Source organism: Phyllobacterium pellucidum (assembly GCF_013327855.1).
Lineage (GTDB): Bacteria > Pseudomonadota > Alphaproteobacteria > Rhizobiales > Rhizobiaceae > Phyllobacterium > Phyllobacterium pellucidum.
In genome coordinates, this window is sequence record NZ_JABUMX010000003.1 from 483,726 (window position 1) to 507,647 (window position 23,922).

Annotated in this window: 26 protein-coding genes; 12 read left to right on the forward strand and 14 right to left on the reverse strand. The window is 57.7% G+C overall.

What is annotated here, in order from left to right:
* Positions 1 to 7: 7 nt before the first annotated feature.
* The 5 genes from HQ945_RS15695 to mnmE all read right to left on the reverse strand — a co-directional run bounded on the left by HQ945_RS15695 (position 8) and on the right by mnmE (position 5,766).
* Positions 8 to 892 (reverse strand): ParB/RepB/Spo0J family partition protein, encoded by an 885-nt coding sequence (locus tag HQ945_RS15695; protein ID WP_027230943.1) that lies wholly within the window; start codon positions 890 to 892, stop codon positions 8 to 10.
* Between the two features lie 41 nt (positions 893 to 933).
* Positions 934 to 1,728 (reverse strand): ParA family protein, encoded by a 795-nt coding sequence (locus HQ945_RS15700; protein ID WP_162737120.1) that lies wholly within the window; start codon positions 1,726 to 1,728, stop codon positions 934 to 936.
* Positions 1,729 to 1,782: 54 nt separating this feature from the next.
* Positions 1,783 to 2,427 (reverse strand): 16S rRNA (guanine(527)-N(7))-methyltransferase RsmG, encoded by a 645-nt coding sequence (gene rsmG, locus HQ945_RS15705; RefSeq protein WP_113279936.1) that lies wholly within the window; start codon positions 2,425 to 2,427, stop codon positions 1,783 to 1,785.
* The gene (mnmG, locus tag HQ945_RS15710) at positions 2,424 to 4,295 is read right to left on the reverse strand and encodes a tRNA uridine-5-carboxymethylaminomethyl(34) synthesis enzyme MnmG (RefSeq protein ID WP_174208264.1); all 1,872 of its coding nucleotides are present in this window, start codon (positions 4,293 to 4,295) and stop codon (positions 2,424 to 2,426) included. Before mnmG ends, rsmG begins: the two co-directional genes overlap by 4 nt.
* Positions 4,296 to 4,434: 139 nt before the next feature.
* Positions 4,435 to 5,766 (reverse strand): tRNA uridine-5-carboxymethylaminomethyl(34) synthesis GTPase MnmE, encoded by a 1,332-nt coding sequence (mnmE, locus tag HQ945_RS15715; RefSeq protein WP_113280028.1) that lies wholly within the window; start codon positions 5,764 to 5,766, stop codon positions 4,435 to 4,437.
* A 68-nt stretch (positions 5,767 to 5,834) separates the two neighbouring features.
* Between mnmE and HQ945_RS15720 the strand changes: the two genes are divergently transcribed.
* Positions 5,835 to 7,841 (forward strand): thioredoxin domain-containing protein, encoded by a 2,007-nt coding sequence (locus tag HQ945_RS15720; RefSeq protein WP_113279934.1) that lies wholly within the window; start codon positions 5,835 to 5,837, stop codon positions 7,839 to 7,841.
* Between the two features lie 2 nt (positions 7,842 to 7,843).
* Here the strand turns inward: HQ945_RS15720 and rho are convergent, their stop codons facing one another.
* From rho to hemE, 3 genes are all read right to left on the reverse strand, one after another.
* Positions 7,844 to 9,109 carry a transcription termination factor Rho gene (gene rho, locus HQ945_RS15725; RefSeq protein WP_027230937.1) on the reverse strand — a complete coding sequence of 422 codons (1,266 nt, stop codon included), beginning with the start codon at positions 9,107 to 9,109 and terminating at the stop codon, positions 7,844 to 7,846.
* Positions 9,110 to 9,311: 202 nt separating this feature from the next.
* Entirely contained in the window at positions 9,312 to 9,851 is a 540-nt protein-coding gene (hemJ, locus tag HQ945_RS15730) for a protoporphyrinogen oxidase HemJ (protein ID WP_113279933.1), read from the reverse strand.
* A gap of 24 nt (positions 9,852 to 9,875) precedes the next feature.
* Positions 9,876 to 10,907: a uroporphyrinogen decarboxylase gene (hemE, locus tag HQ945_RS15735; RefSeq protein WP_113279932.1), complete on the reverse strand. Its 1,032-nt coding sequence runs from the start codon at positions 10,905 to 10,907 to the stop codon at positions 9,876 to 9,878.
* A gap of 443 nt (positions 10,908 to 11,350) precedes the next feature.
* Between hemE and HQ945_RS15740 the strand changes: the two genes are divergently transcribed.
* The 5 genes from HQ945_RS15740 to dnaQ all read left to right on the forward strand — a co-directional run bounded on the left by HQ945_RS15740 (position 11,351) and on the right by dnaQ (position 14,978).
* Entirely contained in the window at positions 11,351 to 12,139 is a 789-nt protein-coding gene (locus HQ945_RS15740) for a pyruvate, water dikinase regulatory protein (RefSeq protein WP_175585042.1), read from the forward strand.
* 34 nt (positions 12,140 to 12,173) lie between these two features.
* Positions 12,174 to 12,767 carry a Maf-like protein gene (locus tag HQ945_RS15745; RefSeq protein WP_113279930.1) on the forward strand — a complete coding sequence of 198 codons (594 nt, stop codon included), beginning with the start codon at positions 12,174 to 12,176 and terminating at the stop codon, positions 12,765 to 12,767.
* On the forward strand, positions 12,760 to 13,596 hold the full coding sequence (locus HQ945_RS15750) for a shikimate dehydrogenase (protein WP_027230932.1): 837 nt from the start codon (positions 12,760 to 12,762) through the stop codon (positions 13,594 to 13,596). Before HQ945_RS15745 ends, HQ945_RS15750 begins: the two co-directional genes overlap by 8 nt.
* Complete coding sequence (coaE, locus tag HQ945_RS15755) at positions 13,593 to 14,180, forward strand: dephospho-CoA kinase (RefSeq protein ID WP_113279929.1); 588 nt, start codon at positions 13,593 to 13,595, stop codon at positions 14,178 to 14,180. The genes HQ945_RS15750 and coaE overlap by 4 nt, the downstream gene beginning before the upstream one ends.
* 87 nt (positions 14,181 to 14,267) lie before the next feature.
* Positions 14,268 to 14,978: a DNA polymerase III subunit epsilon gene (gene dnaQ, locus HQ945_RS15760; protein WP_091920739.1), complete on the forward strand. Its 711-nt coding sequence runs from the start codon at positions 14,268 to 14,270 to the stop codon at positions 14,976 to 14,978.
* A gap of 47 nt (positions 14,979 to 15,025) precedes the next feature.
* On the opposite strand, the gene secB is transcribed toward dnaQ, so the two are convergent.
* Complete coding sequence (gene secB / locus HQ945_RS15765; RefSeq protein WP_051614699.1) at positions 15,026 to 15,532, reverse strand: protein-export chaperone SecB; 507 nt, start codon at positions 15,530 to 15,532, stop codon at positions 15,026 to 15,028.
* A 147-nt stretch (positions 15,533 to 15,679) separates the two neighbouring features.
* The gene (locus HQ945_RS15770) at positions 15,680 to 16,165 is read right to left on the reverse strand and encodes an FxsA family protein (RefSeq protein ID WP_246272694.1); all 486 of its coding nucleotides are present in this window, start codon (positions 16,163 to 16,165) and stop codon (positions 15,680 to 15,682) included.
* A gap of 178 nt (positions 16,166 to 16,343) precedes the next feature.
* Here HQ945_RS15770 and HQ945_RS15775 point away from each other — a divergent pair, with 178 nt between their 5' ends.
* From HQ945_RS15775 to HQ945_RS15790, 4 genes are read left to right on the forward strand one after another with little or no spacing between them, the layout of a single operon-like run.
* Positions 16,344 to 17,039, forward strand: a complete 696-nt coding sequence (locus tag HQ945_RS15775; protein ID WP_113279928.1) for a Tim44/TimA family putative adaptor protein — start codon at positions 16,344 to 16,346, stop codon at positions 17,037 to 17,039.
* A 20-nt stretch (positions 17,040 to 17,059) separates the two neighbouring features.
* Positions 17,060 to 18,160 carry a murein transglycosylase A gene (mltA, locus tag HQ945_RS15780; RefSeq protein ID WP_113279927.1) on the forward strand — a complete coding sequence of 367 codons (1,101 nt, stop codon included), beginning with the start codon at positions 17,060 to 17,062 and terminating at the stop codon, positions 18,158 to 18,160.
* Positions 18,157 to 18,711 carry a Smr/MutS family protein gene (locus HQ945_RS15785; RefSeq protein WP_113279926.1) on the forward strand — a complete coding sequence of 185 codons (555 nt, stop codon included), beginning with the start codon at positions 18,157 to 18,159 and terminating at the stop codon, positions 18,709 to 18,711. Before mltA ends, HQ945_RS15785 begins: the two co-directional genes overlap by 4 nt.
* Positions 18,708 to 19,070: a helix-turn-helix domain-containing protein gene (locus HQ945_RS15790; RefSeq protein WP_027230924.1), complete on the forward strand. Its 363-nt coding sequence runs from the start codon at positions 18,708 to 18,710 to the stop codon at positions 19,068 to 19,070. The genes HQ945_RS15785 and HQ945_RS15790 overlap by 4 nt, the downstream gene beginning before the upstream one ends.
* Positions 19,071 to 19,079: 9 nt before the next feature.
* Here the strand turns inward: HQ945_RS15790 and HQ945_RS15795 are convergent, their stop codons facing one another.
* From HQ945_RS15795 to hslV, 4 genes are all read right to left on the reverse strand, one after another.
* A complete protein-coding gene (locus HQ945_RS15795; RefSeq protein WP_174208265.1) occupies positions 19,080 to 20,048 on the reverse strand; it encodes a DUF1402 family protein in 969 nt (322 codons plus the stop codon).
* Between the two features lie 163 nt (positions 20,049 to 20,211).
* Entirely contained in the window at positions 20,212 to 21,519 is a 1,308-nt protein-coding gene (hslU, locus tag HQ945_RS15800; RefSeq protein ID WP_027230922.1) for an ATP-dependent protease ATPase subunit HslU, read from the reverse strand.
* Complete coding sequence (locus HQ945_RS15805) at positions 21,516 to 22,052, reverse strand: GNAT family N-acetyltransferase (protein ID WP_091947444.1); 537 nt, start codon at positions 22,050 to 22,052, stop codon at positions 21,516 to 21,518. The genes hslU and HQ945_RS15805 overlap by 4 nt, the downstream gene beginning before the upstream one ends.
* Complete coding sequence (gene hslV / locus HQ945_RS15810; protein ID WP_027230920.1) at positions 22,042 to 22,596, reverse strand: ATP-dependent protease subunit HslV; 555 nt, start codon at positions 22,594 to 22,596, stop codon at positions 22,042 to 22,044. The genes HQ945_RS15805 and hslV overlap by 11 nt, the downstream gene beginning before the upstream one ends.
* Before the next feature lie 204 nt (positions 22,597 to 22,800).
* Here hslV and hisB point away from each other — a divergent pair, with 204 nt between their 5' ends.
* Both hisB and HQ945_RS15820 read left to right on the forward strand, forming a co-directional pair.
* On the forward strand, positions 22,801 to 23,409 hold the full coding sequence (gene hisB, locus HQ945_RS15815) for an imidazoleglycerol-phosphate dehydratase HisB (RefSeq protein WP_027230919.1): 609 nt from the start codon (positions 22,801 to 22,803) through the stop codon (positions 23,407 to 23,409).
* A gap of 14 nt (positions 23,410 to 23,423) precedes the next feature.
* Entirely contained in the window at positions 23,424 to 23,921 is a 498-nt protein-coding gene (locus tag HQ945_RS15820; protein ID WP_027230918.1) for a DUF2628 domain-containing protein, read from the forward strand.
* Position 23,922: the final 1 nt, after the last annotated feature.

Here is a 23,922-nt window from a genome sequence, read left to right on the forward strand (position 1 = left end):
TCGGAAATCAGCTTTGCAGGCGCCGGCAAACCTCATCGAGTTGCTCCAGCGTCGTGTAATGAATGCGCACGTCGCCGCCCTTGTTCTGATGATTTACCGTCACGCGCATGCCGGTCACATCGGAAAGCAGCTTTTCCAAAGCCCGTGTATCGGCGTCCTTTTCGCTGTCGCGCTCGGCCCTCGGCTTCGGTGTCGGCGACTCGCCGCCGCTTTGCGCCAAGGCCTCGGCCTGGCGTACTGACAGCCCATCGCGCACGATCTTGTCCGCTAGTGCGCCGGGATTCTCGGCAGTAATGAGCGTACGTGCGTGGCCGGCAGAGAGCGCGCCATTGGTGATCATGTCGCGTACCGGCTCCGGCAATTTCAATAGGCGCAGCGTATTGGCGACATGGCTGCGGCTCTTGCCGATCACTTGCGCAAGATCAGCTTGGGTATACTCGTGATCGTCTATAAGCTGTTGATATCCCATGCCTTCTTCGATCGGATTGAGATCGGCGCGCTGGACGTTCTCGATGATTGCAAGCTCGAGCGCAACGCGATCATTAACCTCGCGAATGATTACAGGGATCGATGCCACGCCGGCGCGCTGGGCCGCGCGCCAGCGGCGTTCTCCGGCAATGAGTTCATAGTGATCCGGCGAACCGCTGACGGGACGCACGACAACCGGCTGGACGATGCCGTGTTTGCGGATCGACTGTGTGAGATCCTCAAGATCGCCTTCCGTGAAAAGCCGGCGCGGATTGCGTGGGTTGCGCGTAATGAATTCGATCGGAATGTTTCGGTCCTGAGGCGCCACCGGATGCGATGCGCTTTCCTCGGGAACGCGGTCCATTTCGCCGATAAGCGCCGCAAGTCCACGGCCAAGGCGCTTTTTCGAGAGATCTTCATTCATGGTCGTCAACTTTCATAATCATTTCGTCTTCGAATCGATATTCAGGCCGCGCGCAGATGGCGTTCGCGCTGGATGACTTCCGATGCAAGCTGAAGGTAGGCCTGGCTGCCAGCACATTTCAAATCATATAGAATCGCCGGGATACCGTAAGAGGGCGCCTCGGAAACGCGAACATTACGAGGAATTACGGTCCGATATACCTTGTCCCCCATGAATGAGCGCACATCGTCAACCACCTGAGTCGCCAGATTATTGCGGCCGTCATACATGGTGAGGACAATGCCCTGGATATTCAGCTGCGGGTTAAGCGAAGCACGAACCTGGCTGACGGTTTCCAGCAGCTGGCTGAGCCCTTCAAGCGCGAAGAATTCACACTGCAAAGGCACCAAGACCGAGTCTGCAACCGCCATGGCGTTCATCGTCAATAGATTCAGGGAAGGCGGACAATCGATCAATATATAGGAATATGGCGAGGCGGCCGGGTTGCCACGGAAGGCCCTGCGCAATCGCGTGGCCCGGTCCGCAGCGTTGGCGATTTCCATTTCGACACCAAGGAGGTCGAGTGTCGATGGAATCAAAGACAAATTCGGAACTGCTGTCACAACCGCAGCGTCCTCCACCGATGCAGTCTGCATAAGTACATCATACGAGGAAACGTCGCGATTTTTGCGATCGATACCAAGCCCGGTGCTAGCATTGCCCTGTGGATCAAGATCGACGACCAGGACGTTCTCGCCAATAGCTGCCAAGGCCGTTGCCAGATTGATTGCGGTGGTTGTCTTGCCAACCCCGCCTTTCTGATTGGCTATGGTAATGATGCGAGTCTGACTGTTCATCACTATCTTCCTGAGCAGAAACCGTATTCCAGAGGCGGACGAATCGCGCGCGTGTTAGACGCGAGGTTCGGTTGGGCGCAGATTGCTGACCTGCAAGATTACCGAATCTTTGTCGACCGCACTTCGGTGTTCTACCAGATCGAAGACCCAATCGTCACGGGTTTCCGCGATTTCGCGCCGGTAATCCCGCCCTTTTTGAAAAAGCGCTGTCGCTCCGCCTCTGAGCCAGGGGCCGGCTAGAACGAAAAGGTCGCTTAAAGATGCAAGCGCACGAGCCGTCACAATATCCGGCGTCGCGATCCTGCTCCATACATTGTCTATCCGCGCCGCGTGAACGATCCCGGGTGCCTTGAACTGCCCGATCGCGGTCCGCAAGAACGCCGCCTTCTTGCCGTTGCTCTCAACCAGGTCAATTTTTCCGCCATGGCATTCGTTAAGAAGAATTGCGATTACGACGCCCGGGAAGCCTCCGCCCGACCCCAGATCCAGCCACGTCTTTGCATTAGGCGCGAGATTGAATAGTTGCGCGCTATCGACAATGTGACGATCCCACAGCTGATCAAGCGTAGATGGGGAGGCGAGATTGATCGCCTTTGACCATTTGCGGAATAGGTCTTCAAACCCGATAAGATTATCCACTGTTTCACGTGAAACAGTGGATAACACTTTTTTTAGACTTGCTTCGCGCTGATCACTCACGCGACGTCTCGAGTGCCTGTTGTCACCTTGCGTATCTGGGTAATAATCAAGGCGAGGGCAGCCGGTGTCATCCCGTCAATGCGCTGGGCTTCCGCGATCGACCGAGGCTGTCGCTGTTTCAGCTTTTGCTTCAACTCGTTCGAAAGTCCCGAAGTCGTTGCAAAGTCAACCGACGCAGGAATCACGAGAGCTTCCTCTCGCTCCATTGCCGCGACGTCGGCCTTCTGGCGGTCGAGATAGACAGCGTACTGCGCTTCGATTTCCAGCGCTTCGGCAATGCGCGGATTGAGTTCACCAAGTTCGGGCCAAATCCGCTTGATCCGACCAAGATCAATATCCGGAAAGGCCAACAGCTCGTAGGCCGACCGGCGAATGCCATCACGGTTGAGATGCAGATCATGAGCAGCGGCGGCGTTCGGTGTAATACTGAGGCTCTGCGCAAGTTCACGCGCCGCATCGAGGTCGCGGGTCCGTGCTGCAAAGCGCGCACGACGCGCAGCACCGAGAATGCCCAGCTTCTCGGCCACCGGCGTCAAGCGTTCGTCGGCATTGTCAGCACGAAGCGACAGCCGGAATTCTGCACGGGAGGTAAACATTCGATAGGGTTCGCTCACACCGCGGGAAGTCAGATCATCGACCATCACACCAATATAAGCTTCTGTCCGCTGCATAATAACCGGGTCACCAGCCCCTGCCAAGCGAGCCGCATTTAATCCAGCCAGCAGACCTTGAGCGGCAGCTTCTTCGTAACCCGTAGTCCCATTGATCTGCCCTGCCAGAAACAGGCCGCCGATGCGCCGCGTCTGTAAAGCCCGGTCAAGTTCGCGTGGATCGATAAAATCATATTCGATCGCATAACCAGGCTGCAACATTGTAGCGTGCTCAAGTCCTGGGATCGTCTTCAAAAGATCGACCTGTACGGCTTCCGGTAGCGACGTCGAAATACCGTTTGGATAGACCGTCTGGTCGTCGAGACCTTCGGGCTCCAGGAAAATCTGATGCCCGTCACGGTCGCCGAATTTGACGATTTTGTCTTCGACCGATGGACAATAGCGCGGACCAATCCCTTCGAACGAACCTGAGTACATCGCCGAGCGATGCAGATTCGCCCGGATGATGTCGTGGGTCCTGAGCGTCGTACGGGTAATGCCACAATCAATCTGCGGGTTATTGATGGCATCCGTCATCAGCGAGAAGGGCAGGGGCTCTTCATCCGCCGACTGGACATCCAGTCCGTCCCAGTCAATGGTTCTACCGTCCAATCGTGGTGGGGTGCCCGTCTTAAGCCGACCCAGCGCAAACTCGTGACGCATGAGCGTATCGGAGAGTCCCAGAGCCGGCGCTTCGCCCATTCGGCCCGCCGGTATCTTCTTCTCACCGATGTGGATGAGACCGCGAAGAAAAGTTCCAGTCGTCAGCACGACGGCGCCGCAAGAGAGCACGCGCCCGTCCATGAGTTGAACACTGCTGACTTTACCGTCAGCGATAATCAGGTCATTGGCTCCGCCCTCGACCACGTCCAGATTTAGCTGCTCTGCGATAGCTTGCTGCATTGCCAGCCGGTAGAGCTTGCGGTCGGCCTGCGTTCTCGGCCCGCGCACCGCGGGGCCCTTGCGGCGGTTGAGCAATCTGAACTGAATACCCGCAGCATCCGCCACACGCCCCATCAAGCCATCAAGAGCATCGATCTCTCGGACGAGGTGGCCCTTACCCAAGCCGCCGATGGCGGGATTGCAGGACATAACTCCAATTGTATCCGCGCGATGTGTTACCAGCGCGGTTTTCGCGCCAAAGCGCGCGGAGGCTGCCGCAGCCTCGCAGCCAGCGTGGCCACCACCGATGACGATGACATCATAGACGTCTTGCACGATACATTGCTTTCAGAGATTCGAATCCTTGCCTTGATGGGCAAAACTCAACGTGGAGTCAAGTATGGGCCGCTATACAATGTTTCACGTGAAACATCAGTATTTCGAAAAGCTCGTTTGACTCGATGTTTCACGTGAATCATTTGCCGATGCAGAACTGCGAGAAGACGACATCAAGTATATCCTCAACATCGACATGGCCCGTAATTCGTCCCAGCGCGAAGGAAGCGCGTCGCAAGAACTCGGCCCGCACTTCGAGAGGCGCATTGTCTTGTCTGACGGCCATTTCAAGTTCGTGGCTCGTTACCGCCAGAAGCTCGAGATGACGGCGGCGCGTCGGTAATGGATCACTCAAATTGCCCGCAGCCTCGGCGGCGCGTTTAGCGAAGATCGCGAGCAACGCTTCAAGTCCATCATTGTCTCGTACGGAAATCACCAGATCGCAGTCATCTCGTTTATAGGCCGGGTTCAGGTCGAACTTGGTGCCAACGCGCAGCACGGCCGCGTTATCGACATCTCCCGGGAAGTCGGCGGCAGCATTGGAAAGATCGACCAGCGCGACCACCAGGTCGGCGGCCGCGGCGCGTTCTCGTGCACGATTAATTCCGATGCGTTCGACTTTTCCCTCCGTGTCACGCAAGCCTGCCGTGTCCGTCACGAGGACCGGAAGGCCTCCGAGGTCAAGTTTGATCTCAATTAAGTCGCGTGTTGTTCCAGGCTCGTCGGAGACGATGGCGACATCGCTTCCCGCAAGCGCATTGAGCAGACTTGACTTACCTGCGTTGGGCTCTCCTACTATGACCACACGGAAGCCGTCGCGAACAAGAACACCTCGCTTGCCGTCCGCCACGTGCTTGCTAATCCGTTGGCCGAGTTCGCTAAGATCGGTCCACACCTGATCCGAGACTGAGCCCGGCACATCCGCCTCGTCGGCAAAGTCGAGTTCTGCTTCGATAAGCGCGCGCGCGCGAATGAGTTCCTGGCGCCAACCCGAATAGAGCGACGCTTGCGCTCCCGAGGCAATGTGCAAGGCGAGCCTCCGCTGCCCCTCGGTCTCGGCAGCAATGAGGTCCGCAAGCCCCTCGGCGACCGTCAGGTCGAATTTGCCGTTTTCATAGGCGCGCTTAGTAAACTCGCCGGCCTCCGCCATCCGACAACCCTCGAAGGAATACATGCAGGTAATCATTGCGTCGGCGACCGCCTTGCCGCCGTGCAGGTGAAATTCTCCACACTCTTCACCGGTAAAACTGCTTGGAGCCGGAAAATAGATAACAAGGCCTCTGTCGATAGGATTACCGTCACAATCGACAAACGTTCTCAGCGCAGCCACGCGTGGCGCTGGCAACTTACCACAGATTGTTTCGATAACGAATCGAGTCTTTGGGCCAGACAGACGGATGATCGCGACGCCGGCAGGCAGTCTGCCACTTGAGAGTGCGAATATAGTCTCGCCCGAGACACTCTGTTTCATTTTCATCATCCGTACTAGAATAGTCCTCAATAGCCAATCAAGGCTTCTTCGAAAAGGCTGCAGCGAAGATGACTGAGCGACGAAACCTGCTTGGCCAGGAATCAAGCCCCTACCTGCGTCAGCATGCCACCAATCCGGTCCATTGGCGGGCGTGGGGTCCTGCTGCGCTCGCCGAGGCACAGGATGTGCAAAAGCCGATCCTGCTGTCTGTGGGTTATGCCGCTTGCCACTGGTGCCACGTTATGGCGCACGAGTGTTTCGAAGACACCGAGGTGGCGACTCTGATGAACGAGCTTTTTGTCAACGTCAAGGTCGACCGCGAGGAGCGACCCGACATCGACCAAATCTATATGGCCGCGCTCGGCGCTATGGGCGAACAGGGCGGGTGGCCCCTGACGATGTTTCTAACGCCGGAAGCAAAGCCTTTCTGGGGCGGCACCTATTTTCCGAAGCATTCACGCTATGGCAAGCCCGGCTTTCTCGATGTCCTGCGCCTGATCAGCAAGGTGTGGCATGAAGACAGGATTCGCGTCGAACAAAACGTTCAGGCTCTAGTGAATCATGTCAGCAGTCGCCTTGATGCGCGTGCGGAGCCGTCAAAACTTGATGCAGCACTCTTTGATCAATTCGCCAACAATGTCTTCGAAATGATGGACCTCGAGAAAGGCGGCATTGCCGGTGCGCCCAAGTTTCCGAGTGCGCCGTTCATGGATGCTTTATGGCTGTCCTGGCTGCGTACGAGTGCGAAGACCCATCGCGACGCCTTTTTGACCAGCCTGCATATGATGCTGCAGGGAGGAATCTACGATCACCTAGGGGGAGGACTGTCGCGTTACTCGGTGGACGAGAACTGGCTCGTGCCGCATTTCGAAAAGATGCTTTACGACAATGCACAGATGATCCGCCATGCCACTTGGGCATATGCGGCGACGGGCGAAGAATTGTTTCGTCAACGAATCGAAGAGACAGTGGCGTGGCTGGAACGAGAAATGCGAATCGATGGCAGGTTCGCTTCAAGCCTCGATGCAGATAGCCAAGGCGAAGAAGGCCGCTTCTACGTATGGTCGAGCCAAGAGATCCCGGACGACGCGGATTTTGAGACCCTCCGCAAGGTCTACGATGTGAACGAAGGCGGTAACTGGGAGGGTAAAAATATCCTGAACAGATTGCGAACGCCTCGATTGGGCAGCGCCCAAGAAGAGGCAGATCTCGCTCGCCAACGGCGCAAGCTTTTTAAGTTACGCGAGGCAAGACCGCGGCCCGGACGGGACAACAAGGCACTGACCGACTGGAATGGTCTTGCTATTCGCGCTCTTGCCGAAGCTTCGGTGGTATTTGATCGCCCGGATTGGCTGGCTCTTGCGATTGAAACCTATCGTTCCGTTGCCGAATCGATGGTCGAGGATCGTCTTCCTCACTCAGTCTTGGGAAATTCGCGCCAATTTCCGGGATTGTCGTCCGACTATGGTGCCATGATGAATGCCGCGCTGTCATTGTATCAGGTAACGCATGAGCACCGCTATATCGCCGACGCTCGCCGCTGGCTTGCTGCGCTTGATAATTGGTATCAAGCTCCGGACGGCGGATATGCCCTGACCGCTTCCGATAGTGGCGACGTTATCATCCGCGTACGCGGGGACCAGGATGAGGCCATACCAAGCGCGACTGGCCAGATCATAGAGGCCATGGCGCGTCTTGCCACGCTATCCAACGACGACCAGCTGCGCGAACGAACGGAGCGGATGACGGAAGGTGCAATCGGCCGTGTGCTGCAGCAGCGTTTCGGCCAGGCCGGGGTTCTCAACAGCGCCAGCCTGCTGCTCGAGCCTATGAAACTCACCATTGTGACGCCAACCCTCGATCATCCACTGGTGGAGATTGCACGGCGCTCCCCTGATCCGCGGCGCAGCGATATCTGGATTGAATTCACCGACGGCAAGAAGGTCGAACTCATACCCGGTGGCGGCGACGTCACAATAGAAAAACCCGCGGCCTATCTTTGCCGCGGGTTTGTATGCCTTGCACCTGTAACCTCTGCCGAGGCGCTGTCTGCACTGCTTCGACCGGGCAGCTAGGTTTATGTATTCATCGAGTCGAAGAACTCGCCATTGGTCTTGGTCTGCTTGAGCTTGTCGATGAGGAATTCGATCGCGTCGGTCGTTCCCATCGGCGCCAAGATACGGCGCAGCACGAAGATCTTCTGGAGATCCTGGCGCGGAACGAGGAGGTCTTCCTTGCGCGTGCCGGACTTCAGAATGTCCATCGCCGGGAAAATACGCTTGTCGGCGACCTTACGGTCGAGCACGATTTCCGAGTTGCCGGTACCCTTGAACTCTTCAAAGATCACTTCGTCCATACGGCTGCCGGTATCGATCAGGGCAGTCGCGATGATCGTCAACGAACCGCCTTCTTCGATATTGCGGGCCGCGCCGAAGAAGCGCTTAGGTCGCTGCAAGGCGTTGGCGTCGACACCGCCGGTCAGAACCTTACCCGATGACGGCACAACCGTGTTGTAGGCGCGGCCGAGGCGGGTGATTGAATCGAGGAGGATGACGACGTCGCGTCCGTGCTCAACCAGACGCTTGGCCTTTTCGATCACCATCTCGGCGACCTGAACGTGGCGCGAGGCCGGCTCGTCGAATGTCGATGATACAACTTCGCCCTTTACCGAACGCTGCATGTCCGTGACTTCTTCCGGACGCTCGTCGATGAGAAGAACGATGAGATAGCATTCGGGATGATTGGCTGTGATGGAATGAGCAATGTTCTGGAGGAGGACAGTCTTACCCGTACGCGGCGGTGCAACGATGAGACCGCGCTGGCCTTTGCCGAGCGGCGCGACGAGATCGATCACGCGCGCCGAAAGATCCTTGGTCGTCGGATTTTCCAACTCCATCTTGAAGCGCTCGTTCGGATAGAGCGGCGTCAGATTGTCGAAGTGGATCTTGTGGCGGATCTTCTCGGGGTCTTCGAAATTGATCGTATTGACCTTGAGCAGCGCAAAATAACGCTCGCCTTCCTTCGGGCCGCGAATGGGACCCTCGACCGTATCGCCGGTCTTCAGCGAAAACCGCCGTATCTGCGACGGCGAGATATATATGTCGTCTGGACCTGGGAGGTAGTTGGCATTGGCGGACCGCATAAAGCCAAATCCGTCCTGCAAGATTTCGACGACGCCTTCGCCGATGATCTCGACTTCTTGCGAAGCCAGCTTTTTCAGTATCGCAAACATCAATTCCTGTTTGCGCATGACGCTGGCATTTTCCACCTCAAGCGACTCCGCAAAGGCGAGAAGGTCAACCGCCGTCTTGTTCTTGAGTTCTTGTAGTTTCATTTCCTGCATGTGTGGCGGAACTCTTAATTTTAATGTTGAGAAATGGGAAAGGGAAATGACGATGCCCAAACGCAGTGCCAGAAAAAAGATTTGGCTGAAGATGCTGTGGCGGTATTTCCGGAGAGGAGGCCCCTATCTAGCTAATCCAGCCAGCAAGGGCAAGTGATTTCATGATTGGTTTTGATGCTAGATTAGCAGTTTCTGTGATCAATCAAAATGGCTTTATGATGACCATGATGACGATAATGACCATGAGAAGTGTCGGAACTTCGTTCATCAACCGCCAGAAGCGCTGCGATTTAACATTTCGGTCCTCGGCAAACAACCTTACCGACTTCGAAAAGTATCCATGGACGCCTGAAAGAATGAGAACGGCCAGAAACTTGACGTGGAACCAGCCATCCACATAGGCCGCACTCTTCCAGGCGAGCCATAGGCCCGCAACCCACGTTGCCCCCATTGCGGGGTTGATGATTGCCTTAAGCAGCCGTCGTTCCATGACCTTGAAGGTCTCGGACTCGCTCGACCCCGGCTGAACCGCGCAATGATAGACAAACAGGCGTGGAAGATAGAGCATCCCTGCCATCCATGAGATCACGGCGATGACGTGGACAGCCTTCACCCATAAATAGGCATCGTCAGGATAGAAAACAACCAGGACAACTAGGCACAGCGCAACAGCCGCGACGATCACACGCGGAAGAAGTGGAACATTACTGGAGTTGGTCTCAGCTGAACCCGAATTACTCATCGATCGAACCCCGTATTCGCCATATCAGGGCCGCGGAGACGCGAGGCGCACGCGGTTGATCATCTGCTCCACATGCGCGACAGGGGCATCCGGCGTAATGCCGTGACCGAGATTGAAGATCAGCGGGCCATGTCCCAAAGCTTCGAGAATTGCATCGACACCATCGTCGAGCGGTTTGCCGCCGGCAACGACCCGTAAGGGATCGAGGTTACCCTGAACCGGACCACTACCCTGCAAGGATGACGCCATGGAAAGCGGCACAGACCAATCAAGGCCCAGTGCTGTAACGCCGGTTCGCTCGCGATAATTGGCGTAAAGTGCGCCTGCGCCCTTTGGAAAGCCGATGATCGGCACAGTCGGATGAACAGCCCGAACCTTCTCCACGATCCCCGCTACCGGAGCGATGCAGAATTGCTCGAACGACGCTTCGTCGAGAACACCTGCCCAGGAATCGAAGATTTGCACTGCATCGGCGCCGGCCCCAATTTGCCTGATGAGATATTCGGCTGAGACATCGGCAAGCTCGTCCAGCAATTTCTGAAATGCATCGGGATGGCGATAGGCGAAAAGACGGGCCGGCGCCTGGTCCGGCGTACCGTGTCCGGCGATCATATAGGTCGCAACGGTCCAGGGCGCCCCGCAGAAGCCGAGCAGCGTCGTCTCGTTAGGCAGCTGCTGGCGCAGAAGCCGAACGGTCTCGTAGACCGGCTCCAGGCGATCGGCGGCCCCTCCCGATTCAAGCCAGAATATTCCATCGACATCGATCGGCGTCATCAACGGACCGCGACCTTCTTCAAAACGAAGATCACGACCCAGTGCATGCGGCACGACGAGAATATCGGAAAACAGAATTGCCGCATCAAAGCCAAACCGACGGATCGGCTGCATGGTCACTTCGACGGCAAGGTCGGGTGAATAGCAAAGGTCGAGAAAGCTTCCCGCGTTCTTTCTGACTTCCCGGTATTCAGGCAGATAGCGCCCGGCCTGGCGCATCATCCAGATCGGAGGAGGGAAGACAGTCTCGCCTCCAAGGACTTTCATCACTTTGCGAACCATCGTTCTCTCCACCCTGTTCTATAAAAAAGAAATTCAGATCTATTTTGGATTTTTTGATTCTTAGAGTCTGTTTGTACTGGGAATTACCCGAATGCCAGAACTTTCCCACAGCTAACAATTGAACGATTAGTCCGGGATAGCCAAACAGATTCTGGAACGTTTTGTAAGGACTGTCGATTTTATGAATATAATTCAATAGCTTATGTTGACGGTGGTTGTGGAAATTCCTGTGAAGAAATAGCGGACAATCATAAAGAGGTTTTGAATTTCCCCATAGTGCCGCAGCCCTGCGAAGAGACGCCCACAGGCGCGCCCGCTGTGGATGACTTGCCAAGAATTCACATGGCTGCCATCTGTTGTGGCAGGCGGGGCGTTTTATCCCCAGCCATCAACAGAGCGTGGAAATTCCTGTGACGAAACCGGTAAACTACTTCCATCTCCACATGATTTCTGATGCGACCGGAGAGACTCTCATCGCCGCTGGCCGAGCGGCCTCGGCGCAATATGCCCATGCGCGGGCGATCGAACACGTTTATCCGCTGATACGCACGGAAAAGCAGATCCGCCGCGTGCTCGACAGCATAGATGCCGAGCCCGGAATCGTTCTTTATACGATTATCGATCAACGCCTTGCGGCGATGATCCACGACGGCTGTGTGGCGCTGGGCGTGCCCTGCGTCTCGGTGCTGGAACCCGTTCTCGGAATATTTCAATCTTATCTGGGCACGCCGGCGGGGCGACGCGTCGGCGCACAACATGTCCTCAACGCCGAGTATTTCCGCCGCATCGATGCGTTGAACTTCACCATGGAGCACGATGACGGCCAATTGCCGCTCGACATGGAGGAAGCGGATGTCGTCCTCATCGGCATTTCCCGAACGTCTAAAACGCCTACAAGCATTTATCTCGCAAATCGCGGTATCAAGACGGTCAATGTGCCGATCGTCGTCGGCGTTCCCATACCCGATGTTCTTGTTCGCTCGCAAAGGCCGCTGGTCGTTGGACTTGTCGCGTCTGCCGAACGGATATCGCAGGTGCGCCAGCACCGGGTGCTCGGCGCTTCGCAGAATTTCGATGCCGAGCAGTACCTCGATCGAGCCAACATCATCGAGGAATTGACCTATGCGAGGCAGATATGCCATCGCCACAACTGGCCGATGATAGATGTATCGCGCCGCTCCATCGAAGAAACGGCAGCCGCGGTTCTTGCCCTCCGGGCAGAGGGGCGATAACGCAAGCAGCAACCAATCTTACGAGGACGACGCCATGGATATCATCCTAGCCTCCAAGAGCCCGTTCCGCGCCACGCTCTTGAAAAACGCCGGCATCAGCTTCACAGCGCAAGCGGCGAATATAGACGAGCGCGCGGTGGAAGCGCCGCTTTACGACACCGGCGCAACACCCGAAGATGTCGCGCTTGTCCTCGCCGAAGCCAAGGCGCTCGAGGTGAGTGAACGCAATCCCGGGGCCTTGGTGATCGGGTCGGATCAAACCTTGTCCCTTGGCGATGAGGTGCTGCACAAACCTGACGACATGGATGCTGCCCGCCGGCAATTGCTCAAGCTTTCGGGCCAGACACATCATCTGAACAGCGCTGTGGTGCTTGCCAGGGACGGCGAGACCTTGTGGCGACACGTATCGGTGGCCCGCATGACGGTGCGCGATCTCGACCCGGGCTTTATCGGTCGTTACCTTTCTCGTGCCGGCGAGATTGCCCTGCAAAGTGTCGGTGCCTATCAGATCGAGGGCGAGGGCGTGCAATTGTTCGAAAAGATTGACGGCGACTATTTCACCATTGTCGGCCTGCCCTTGCTGCCATTGCTTGTTGAACTGCGCCGGGAAGGTGCCATCGATGGCTGACGCATTGCATGCCTTTGTTGCTGGTTATCCCATTCGCCATTCGCGCTCGCCGCTCATTCATGGCCATTGGCTGAAGACCCATGGAATTGCCGGCTCCTACCGGGCGATTGAAGTTGCGCCTGATAGTTTCGCGAACTTCGTCACCGGGATGCGGCAGGCCGGTTTGGTCGGCGGCAATATTACCCTTCCACACAAGGAAGCAGCCTTCGCTCTCGCCGATAGGCTCGATGCCGCTGCAGAGGAGATTGGGGCGGTCAACACGCTTTGGTTCCGCGACGGCGCGCTTTGGGGCGGGAATACGGATGCCTATGGCTTTGCGGCAAATCTCGACGCTTATGGCCCGGGCTGGGACAAGGGCAGCAGCGCACTTGTTCTCGGCGCGGGCGGCGCCAGCCGCGCCATTGTCTATGCGCTGAAGCAGCGCGGCTTCAGCGATATCCGCATCGTCAATCGTACCCTTGGCCGTGCGCAGGAACTTGCCGACCGATTTGGCAAAGGCGTTAGCGCTCATTCCTGGGCGGCCGTGCCCGAACTGACACGGGACGCCGATCTCATCGTGAATACGACTTCGCTCGGCATGGAAGGCAAGGATGAACTGGAGATTGATCTTGCAAGTGCCAGACCGGACGCCCTGGTCACCGATATTGTTTACGTTCCGCTCGAAACACCGCTGCTGCATGCCGCACGCGCTTGCGGATTGAAGACCGTCGATGGGCTCGGCATGCTGTTGCATCAAGCGGTACCCGGCTTCGAACACTGGTTCGGGAAAAGGCCGGAAGTAACCGTTGAATTGCGCGACCTTGTGCTCGCGGATATGGCAAAGCGATGATCGTGCTTGGGCTCACCGGATCTATCGGCATGGGCAAATCCACCGCGGCGCAGATGTTCATGGATGCCGGAATTCCGGTACATTCGGCCGATGACGCCGTGCACAGGCTTTACTCCGGCGTCGCCGTGCCCCTGATCGAAGACGCGTTCCCTGGAACGACGGCGGGCGGCACGGTTGATCGCACGAAGCTCTCGTCGGCCGTTGTCGGCAATCGCGAAGCGTTGAAGCGGCTCGAGGCAATCATCCACCCGCTCGTTCGCGACGAAGAAATCAGGTTTCGCGATGAGGCGAGGGAGCGCGGGGAAAAGTTGATTGTCCTCGACATTCCGCTCCTGTTCGAAACTGGCGGCGAAAAGCGCGTGGACAAGGTTCTCGTCGTTTCTGCGCCGGAAGAGGTGCAACGCCAACGCGTCCTCGATCGGCCTGGCATGACGCCGGAAAAGCTCGAAGCAATCCTGGCCCGACAAATGCCCGACGCCGAAAAGAGAAGGCGGGCGGATTTCGTCGTCGACACGCGTTACGATTTTGCTATCACGCGCGCCGCAGTCAACAAGATCATCGCGGCGCTGATCGCTGAGGCGTGAGCCCTCGTTCGTTGAAAAGGGGATACTGACAATCCGGACTTGCCCCACGCGTTGGTTTCATGGAACGTGGGCAAAAAAGGTGAGTCGATGCGCGAGATCATTTTCGATACGGAAACAACCGGCCTCGACCGGCTGGAAGACCGCGTCATCGAAATTGGCGGCGTCGAACTGATCAACCGGTTTCCGACCGGCCGTACGTTCCACGTCTATATCAATCCTGAAGGCAAGGCTGTTCACGCCGATGCGCTGGCGGTTCATGGCATCAGCAACGACAAGCTGCTCGACAAGCCGCTTTTCGCTGGCATCCTGCATGACTTCCTGGATTTCATCGACGGCGCCAAGCTGATCGCGCATAACGCGATGTTCGACATCGGCTTTATCAATACCGAGCTCAATCGGCTTGGTCATCCGCCGATCCATACGGACCGGGTCGTTGATACGCTGGCGCTCGCCCGCCGCAAGCATCCTATGGGTCCAAACTCGCTTGATGCGCTCTGCCGGCGCTATGGCATCGACAACAGCCACCGCACGATGCACGGCGCGCTTCTCGATTCGCAGTTGCTCGCCGAGGTCTATATCGAGCTTATCGGCGGCAAGCAGGCGGCGCTCGGTCTGACCATCGCCGAACAGGGTGACAGCGGCCGCACGGGCGGCGAGTCTCGCGTGATCCTGATTTCGCCGCGCCCAGTGCCGCTGAAGCCGCGCCTGACCGAGGCTGAAATATCCGCCCATGCACAACTCGTCACAAAGATCGGCGAAAAGGCTATCTGGAACGAACGCGTCGCCGTTCATCAATAAAAAACCCGGGACCAGCCCGGGTTCTTCTCAAATCAAACGTAGTCGGCTCAACTGACCTTGGCCTTGGCCTGTTCCTCGGCCATGCGCTGCTGAAACATCTGCGCGAAATCGATCGGATCGATCATCAGTGGCGGGAAACCGCCGTTGCGGGTGGCTTCTGCAATGATCTGGCGCGCAAACGGGAAGAGAAGGCGTGGGCACTCGATGAAGAGCAGCGGCAGCAAATGTTCCTGCGGGAAACCAACGAGACGGAAGACGCCGCCATAGACGAGTTCGGCATTGAAGAGGACTTCCTTGCCTTCGCCGGCCTTGGCCGAAAGTGTCAGAACGACGTCAAAGTCATTCTCGGCAATCGGATTGGCATTGACGTTCACGTTGATGCTGATCCCGGGTGCCTTGTCGCGCGGACGCAGCGAAAGCGGAGCGCCCGGGCTCTCGAAAGAAAGGTCTTTTACATATTGAGCCAGAATGTTCAGCGTCTGCTGCGGGCTCGTACCATTCCCATTGGTCACTTCGTTGCCGTTTTCGGCATTCTCGTCAGGCTTTTGAGCCATTGTCTGGAAACCTTCTTTTGTTGCGTCCGCTTCGGCGGTTATCGATTTGGATGTGGCTCGCTAGCATGTGTGCCTTAGCGAGGCAAGCCGCGACCTCTAATCCTATAGTTCCAGCAGCCTAGGCCCAGAGCCGTAAAACTCTCTGCCTCAAGGTTTGGGGTTCCACGGCGAATCGGGGTCTGGCTTCCTTGAAAAGTCCTCCGGATTAAGATCGATCACCCTGTCCCTCCGACCCGGCGGATCCGAACGCGGCGACCGGCGCATACCGGGCTTGACGACGACGATGCGGTCCTTGACCAGCCGCCAGCCGACATCCCGCACTGCCGGAATGAACAGAAGCAGGCCAATGATATCGGTAATGAACCCGGGAACGATCAGGAGGAAGGCCGCGACGATCAACATGACACCGTGAACGAGTTCGCGCCCCGGCGTGCGACCGGCTGCCGTCTCGGACCGAATGTGCTGAATCAGGCCGAAGCCCTGTACACGCAGAAGGAAGACGCCAAGAAAGATCGACAGGATCACGAGGCCCAGCGTTGCGAGGACGCCGATCTTGCTGCCAACGATGACAAATCCGGCAATCTCCAGGAACGGCAAGGCGAGCAGGAGCAGGGGAACGAAAAGCGATCGCAAAACTAATTTACCTTTCAAAGGACATATGGGGATATTATCCATTCCCCGCGTCGATTTCATGCCTATATAGGCAAGCAAGATGAGCATTTGTATGATTGCCATTGGCAATCTATATGAATTTGGTATTTCGGCAGAAGATCGAAGACCCTAACGAACGCTGGGATGAGTGGCAGGCGACATGGAATATCTGGACTTTGGAACGATTTTCTTCTTCGTGGCGGCGGTGGTGATCTTCCTCCAGCTGCGCAAGGTCCTTGGCCGGCGGACCGGCAACGAGCGCCCTCCGTTCAACCCCTATACCCGAACGGCCGAGGTCGAAGACAAGGCCAAGCCGAGCGACAATGTGGTTTCGCTGCCGCGTCGCGGCGAAGTGAAGGAAAGCAGCTTCGAAAAGGTCGATGCTGTTGCCAAGCCGGGTACGCCCCTCAATGACGGATTGCGTGCGATTCAGAATGCCGATCCGAGCTTCGAGCCGGCAAAATTCCTCGACGGATCGAAGATGGCCTATGAAATGATCGTCATGTCCTTTGCCGATGGCGACCGCAAGACGCTGAAGTCGCTCCTGTCGCGCGAAGTGTTCGACGGTTTCGTCGCCGCCATAGCCGATCGGGAGTCGCGCGGCGAAAAGGTTCAGTCTTCCTTCGTTGGCATCAACAAGGCCGATATTATCGGCGCCGAGATGAAGGGCACCGAATCTCATGTCACCGTTCGCATCGTCAGCGAACTGATCTCCGCAACGCTCGACAAGAACGGTACGGTCATCGACGGCGACAAGGAAGCGGTTGCCGAGGTCAAGGATGTCTGGACGTTCGCCCGCGACACGCGTTCGAAGGACCCGAACTGGAAGCTCGTGGCGACCGAAGCGGAAGACTAATCAGCGATTGAGAAAAAGCCATGCTGTCGCCCCTGTTCAAGCCGGTGGATTTTGCAGACTGCCCCGGTTGGCAAGACGATCACCACCTTCCCGCTTTCGAAGCCTTCCGGCGCTCCGCGCAGCATGTACTGGAAAAGCCCTATAAGAGCGGCTCCCTTGGCATCAGTTTTGAAGCGCTAGCGCCAATTTTTGCTGATTCACGTGAAACATTGGTGGAGACCGACGCGGCAGCGCGGCAGTTCTTCGAGCGCTGGTTCAGGCCGGCCCTGGTCCGGCCGGCGGATGCCGAGGATGGATTTGTAACGGGCTTCTACGAGCCAGAGGTAGCGGCGTCGCCCGTCCGTACCGATCGTTACACTGTCCCATTTCTCGGCCGCCCGGCCGATCTCGTCGATGTCAATGACAGCAATCGACCGCAAGGCTTCGATCCCTATTTCGCCTTTGCGCGAAAAACGCCCGAAGGCTTGACCGAATACTTCGACCGACCGGCAATTGAGAGGGGCGCGCTCGTCGGCCAGGGTCTCGAGATTGCCTTTGTCGAAAGCCCGGTTGACGCCTTCTTCATTCACGTCCAGGGCGCCGCTCGCCTCAAGATGACCGACGGCCGCCTCCGGCGGATCACCTATGCTGCGAAAACTGGGCACAGGTTTACCGGTATCGGCAGGATTCTTCTCGAAAGCGGAGAAGTTCCGCCTGAAAAAATGTCGATGCAGGCAATCCGCGCCTGGCTGGCGGCAAATCCGGACAGGGCCCAGGCGCTTATGTGGAACAACCGTTCCTACATCTTTTTCCGCGAAGCCGACGTCGAAGATGAGACGCTTGGACCTGTCGCCGCAGCCAAAGTGCCGTTGACCAACGGCCGCTCGCTCGCCGTTGACCGCTTGCTGCATACATTTGGCACGCCGTTCTATATCCATGCACCGGACTTGAAGGCATTTGGCGGCGACGGCTTTGCCCGGCTGATGATTGCGCAGGACACCGGCTCGGCAATTGTCGGCCCGGCCCGGGGCGATCTTTTTGCCGGATCGGGCGATGCGGCCGGCGAAATCGCCGGCGGCATCCGCAACCGTGCCGATTTTTATGCGCTGGTGCCCCGTTCGCTGTTGGCCGGGGCGCGATGAGGAAGCGGCCGCAGGACGGATTCGCCACGCTTGAAGACCGGATCCTCTGGGAGACGGTGGCAAAGACCGCACGGCCATTGAAGGGCAAGACCAAGCCACTCTTTCTCAGCGACGATCCCGAGAAGGAAGCCAAGGTCCATCCGTCCGCGCCGGAGAATACAAAGCCGATGGCCCTCGGCCCTGCTGTTCCAAAAGCCCCGCCGCCGCATCGTCTGCACCCGATCGACCGTCCGACGCACAAGAAAATCGCGCGCGGGCGCGTCGACATAGAGGCGAGGATCGATCTCCATGGCCTGACGCAAAGCGAGGCATATGGGCTGCTGCTCGGATTTTTGCAACGGGCGCATTTGCGCAAGCTGCGCTACGTGCTGGTCATTACCGGCAAGGGCTCTTCATTTGGAAGCGACGGCGTGCTGAAGCAGGCTGTGCCACTATGGTTTGCGACGCCGTCGTTCCGCCCGCTGGTCAATGGCTATGAGGACGCGGCCCGCAACCATGGCGGCAGCGGCGCTATCTATGTGCGCATGCGCCGCCTGAGCGATGCGCCATGACGCCATTCGGGAAAAAACTTCGCGATCTCCGGGGCGAGCGGGGAATCTCGCAAAAGGAAATGGCCAAGGCAATCGGCGTCTCGGCTGCCTACCTTTCGGCGCTCGAGCACGGCAATCGTGGTCAACCGACCTGGGACAAGCTGCAGCGCATCATCCAGTACTTCAACATCATCTGGGACGAGGCGGAGGAATTGCAGCGGCTCGCGATGATTTCGGACCCGCGCGTCACCATCGATACCGGCGGTCTTTCGCCGGCAGCGACAGAGCTTGCCAACCTGCTAGCGATCACCATTGCCGATATGGATGATGCGACCGCCCGCGAGCTGATCGAGCGATTGAAAACCGTGCCGAAACGCTGAACCTGTAGTCTAGAACAATTCTCGCAGCTGATCGATTTTCTCGTTCACCAGCCAGCCATAATAATTTTCGGCCGGAAACTCAGGCGCCTGGCCATTGGCGATACGCGCGGCGTTGGCGTCGGCTAGCGCGCGGGCGCGTGCATCGGCACCGCCTGTATTGTACAGCGTCGCGGTGACGCCGGGATTCTTGGAAATGTCGAAATCGGCAACGCGGCGGTAGACTTCGATGGAGTGCTTCAGTGTCGCCGCCATGTAGGGCAACGTCAGATCGGGATCCATGATGGTCTTGTAGACCTCGGCCGCATGGTCGGCATCGAGCTTAGGCAGACCCGAATACCGATTGACCATATCGGTCATCTGCAATGCGACCAGCGGGCTGAGCTGACCTAGGCCGAAACTCTGGCCGGCGTAGAAGGGCTGGAAGAACACAGTGCTGAAACGGTTGTCAGGGAAGCGCTTGCCGCCTACCGTCTTGCCGCGAAAATCATGGTCCCAAACGTCCTCCCGGCAGGTCCACAAACGCAAGCTGTCCTTGAACTGCGCGCATTCCGAAAATTGCGGGCGCTTGACGAAAGTCCCGATGGTCTCGCCTTGATAGTCGAATGCGAGACCCTGCTGCACGTAGGAAATCGCCTTGACGTAGTAGGTTTGCAGGCGGTCATAGGCGTCGACATTATAGGTGTGCTCGCCGATCAATGCGCCGGCAATATGGACCGGATCGATGCCATAGGTTCGGGCAACGCTGGCGATCTTCGAGCGCAGTTTGGAGTCCGTTTTCAGAAGATTATAGATCTTCTGGTACTTGGCTTCGTATGTCGTGTTGAGATCGCGGGTGCGTTTTGCCGATGCAGCCGGAACGCCAGGCTGGCTCGCATTGCGATTTCCTTCCGGAACGACTGTCACGGCTGTCGCCGTTGGCACGGCCGCAAAAAGCGCGAGCGCAAGGCTCGTCGTGAGGCAGATCAGGTGGTTTCTCATAGCGGTCCAGAATTCCGTCGGGCGTTCCAAATAGCCTCTTGCTCACGCGAAAGCCAGAAAAACCTCATCGTCAGCGCTTGCCCCAAAAGAAAAATGCCTCCCCCTCTGGCAGGGAGGCATTGTTTCGCATTGCAAAATGCGCCGCTGCCGCACTTGCAGGAAACTAGAGAATGAAGCGCGAAAGATCGCTATTCTTGGCAAGGTCGCCGACGGTCTCGCGGACATATTTGGCGTCGATCGTGTGTTCGGTCCCGGCTTTGTCCGGAGCCGAGAACGAAATCTCATCAAGGACACGCTCCATGACGGTTTGCAGCCGCCGCGCCCCGATGTTCTCCACGGTAGAATTGAGGTCCACCGCGATATCGGCGAGCGCGTCGATGGCATCGTCCGTAATGTTGAGCGTCACGCCTTCCGTTTCCATCAATGCGATATACTGCTTCAGGAGGCTAGCCTCCGGCTCGGTCAGGATCTGGCGCATGTCATCGCGCGAAAGCGCGCTGAGCTCGACCCGGATCGGCAGACGCCCCTGCAATTCCGGCAAGAGGTCCGAGGGCTTTGCGACATGGAAAGCGCCCGAGGCGATGAACAGGATATGGTCGGTCTTGATCGGTCCATATTTGGTCGCAACAGTTGTGCCCTCGACGAGCGGCAGCAGATCGCGCTGCACGCCTTCGCGGGAAACGCCCGCCCCGACGCCGCCGTCACGTGCGGCGATCTTGTCGATCTCGTCGAGGAAGACGATGCCGTCATCCTCTGCCGAACGCATTGCTTCCTTGGTGATCTGTTCCTGGTCGAGAAGCTTGTCCGACTCGTCATTGATTAGGACGCCGTAGGAATCCTTGACCGTGGTCTTCACAGTCTTGGTGCGACCGCCCATCGCCTTGCCAAGCATGTCGCTGAGGTTAAGCACGCCGATATTGGCGCCGGGCATGCCCGGCAGTTCAAAATTCGGCATGCCCGAGCCGGTTTCGGCGACCTCGACTTCGATTTCCTTGTCATCGATCAGGCCGTCGCGAAGTTTCTTGCGGAAGGAGTCGCGCGTTGCCGGGCTTGCCGTCTTGCCAACAAGGGCATCGAGGACACGCTCTTCGGCGTTGACGTGAGCGCGAGCCTTCACTTCTTCGCGCTTCTTCTCACGCACAAGGCCGATTGCGACCTCGACGAGATCACGGATGATCTGTTCCACGTCGCGGCCGACATAGCCGACTTCGGTAAATTTCGTGGCCTCGACCTTGATGAACGGTGCGCCGGCGAGCTTGGCAAGGCGGCGCGAGATTTCGGTTTTGCCGACGCCTGTCGGTCCGATCATCAGGATGTTCTTGGGCATGACTTCTTCGCGCATCTGGCCCTCGAGCTGCTGGCGGCGCCAGCGGTTACGCAGGGCGATGGCAACGGCGCGTTTTGCGTCCTTCTGGCCGATGATGTAGCGATCGAGCTCAGAGACGATTTCACGGGGAGAAAATGTTGTCATTGTATTCTCGTTTCATCTGAAGAAAGTTCAGGATTGTCGCGCGCCATCATGAGGGCGGGACCATAGATGGTTGTGCGGGTGTCGAAAGCGATAAAGCCTGCTTTCTTGTAAGCTTTGACCGCGTGGGCATTGGCCGGATCGGGATCGACGATCACCCGGGGCACGCCCTCTTCGAACAGGAGTGATACGAATTCGTCGAGGAGCCTCGGCCCGTGGCCCTGTCCGATCAGGTCGGGCTCGCCGATGAACTGGTCGAGACCGAGCGTTCCCGTCGGCTGATCCTGATAGGGATGATCGTCCTCCAGATGCGGATCATAGGTCTGCAGATAGCCGATCGCTTCGTCGCCAAGCATGATGATGAAGGGTTCCACCGAAACGCTGTCCATGCTTTCCATGATCAAGGCCATTTCTTCATCGGGGCTCTTGCCCCACCACTTCGCCACATGCGGTTCCGCCAGCCACTCCATGATCATGTTGAGGTGGCGGGGCTCAACCGGAATGAAGCGGTAGTGATAGTGTGGCTCATTCGGCATCGAGACTCTCGAGGGTAACGCTCGTATTGGTGAAAACGCAGATATCCGCGGCGATCTGCATGGCCTTGCGGGCAATTTCCTCGGCGCCAAGGTCGGTATCGGCAAGCGCACGCGCTGCCGCGAGGGCGTAATTGCCACCTGAACCGATGGCCATCACGCCGAATTCCGGCTCCAGCACATCGCCTGTTCCTGTAAGAGCGAGCGTAACCGATTTGTCCGCGACAAGCATCATCGCCTCAAGGCGGCGCAGATAGCGGTCGGTTCGCCAGTCCTTGGCGAGCTCGACGCAGGCGCGCATCAGCTGGTCGGGATATTGTTCAAGCTTGCTTTCAAGCCGTTCGAGCAGGGTAAAGGCGTCTGCGGTGGCGCCGGCAAATCCGGCGATGACATTGCCCTTGCCGATGCGGCGCACCTTGCGTGCATTGCCCTTCATGACCGTGTTGCCGAGGCTGACTTGTCCGTCACCGGCAATGACGACCTTGCCGTTCTTGCGAACCGTAACGATGGTCGTGCCATACATGGTGGAGGGATTGTGTTCTTGCATTGGGTTCTCCTTCAAGCAGGTCCGATTATGCTCCAATTGGCAGCAGATCGAACCCCTTCTGTGCCACTTATGTATGACGCGGCCGCCGAAATGCAAATGCTGCCGGAATCTGCGCCATCAAAGCATTTGGAGATTCGCCGCCCATGTTCTAGAAGGCCACAATTGAAAGCCAGCTTGCGGATCCATGTGGCGGGAAAACAGTAGATGAGCAGCCCTAACAAACGCACGGCAAAGATCGAGCGGACCACCAAGGAAACCTCGATTGCCGTATCGGTTAATCTGGACGGTACCGGCACGTTCAACGTGGCAACGGGCGTCGGTTTCTTTGATCACATGCTGGAACAGCTCTCGCGCCATTCTCTGATCGACATGGACATCAAGGCGAATGGCGATCTTCACATCGACGATCACCACACCGTGGAGGATACGGGCATTGCCATCGGCCAGGCGATCGCCAAGGCTCTCGGCGACCGGCGCGGGATCAATCGTTATGCCTCGCTCGACCTTGCAATGGATGAGACGCTGACCAGAGCGGCGCTTGACGTTTCGGGCAGGCCGTTCCTCGTGTGGCAAGTCGAGTTCTCGGCACCGAAAATCGGCACATTCGATACTGAGCTTGTTCGCGAGTTCTTCCAGGCCCTGTCGCAGAATGCCGGCATCACCTTGCACGTAACGAACCTTTACGGTGCCAACAACCATCATATTGCCGAAACCTGTTTCAAGGCGGTGGCACGAACGTTACGTAACGCCATCGAAACCGATCCCAGGCAGAAGGACGCGATCCCTTCCACCAAGGGTACGCTCAACGGCTAGCGGAGGTTTGGGTCATGGCGAGCTTCCTGGTATTGACACCGCGACCAGACAATGGCGGGCGCAATGAGGACAAGACCGTCTTCATCCGCGACGGCTTTGCGTTTCTCGCGCTCCTTCTGCCTTTTGTGTGGCTGCTCTTTCACAGATTATGGTTCGAGGCGGCCATGGTGCTTGCGGCCGGTGTCGCGATTTCGGCGGTCGGCAGCTATACGGGCCACGATGGAGCTGCCGGGCTGATCGGATTTCTGGTATCGCTGCTTGTTGGGCTGGAGGCGAACCATTGGCGCGCGGCCGCTCTTGAGCGGAGCGGCTTCGAACTTGCCGGCGTCGTCGATGCGCACAACGCAAGCGACGCCGAAACGATCTGGTTTCTCGGAACAGAGCGTTTCCGTCCGGTGCTCCCGGCTAAAAATCCCGTCCCGACCCCCGATACGCCGGGTTTCGCGGCGACGCCGCGTCCGGCACCGCTCGGCGGAATGGTCGGGCTCGTCAGCCATCGCGGAGAGAATTGAG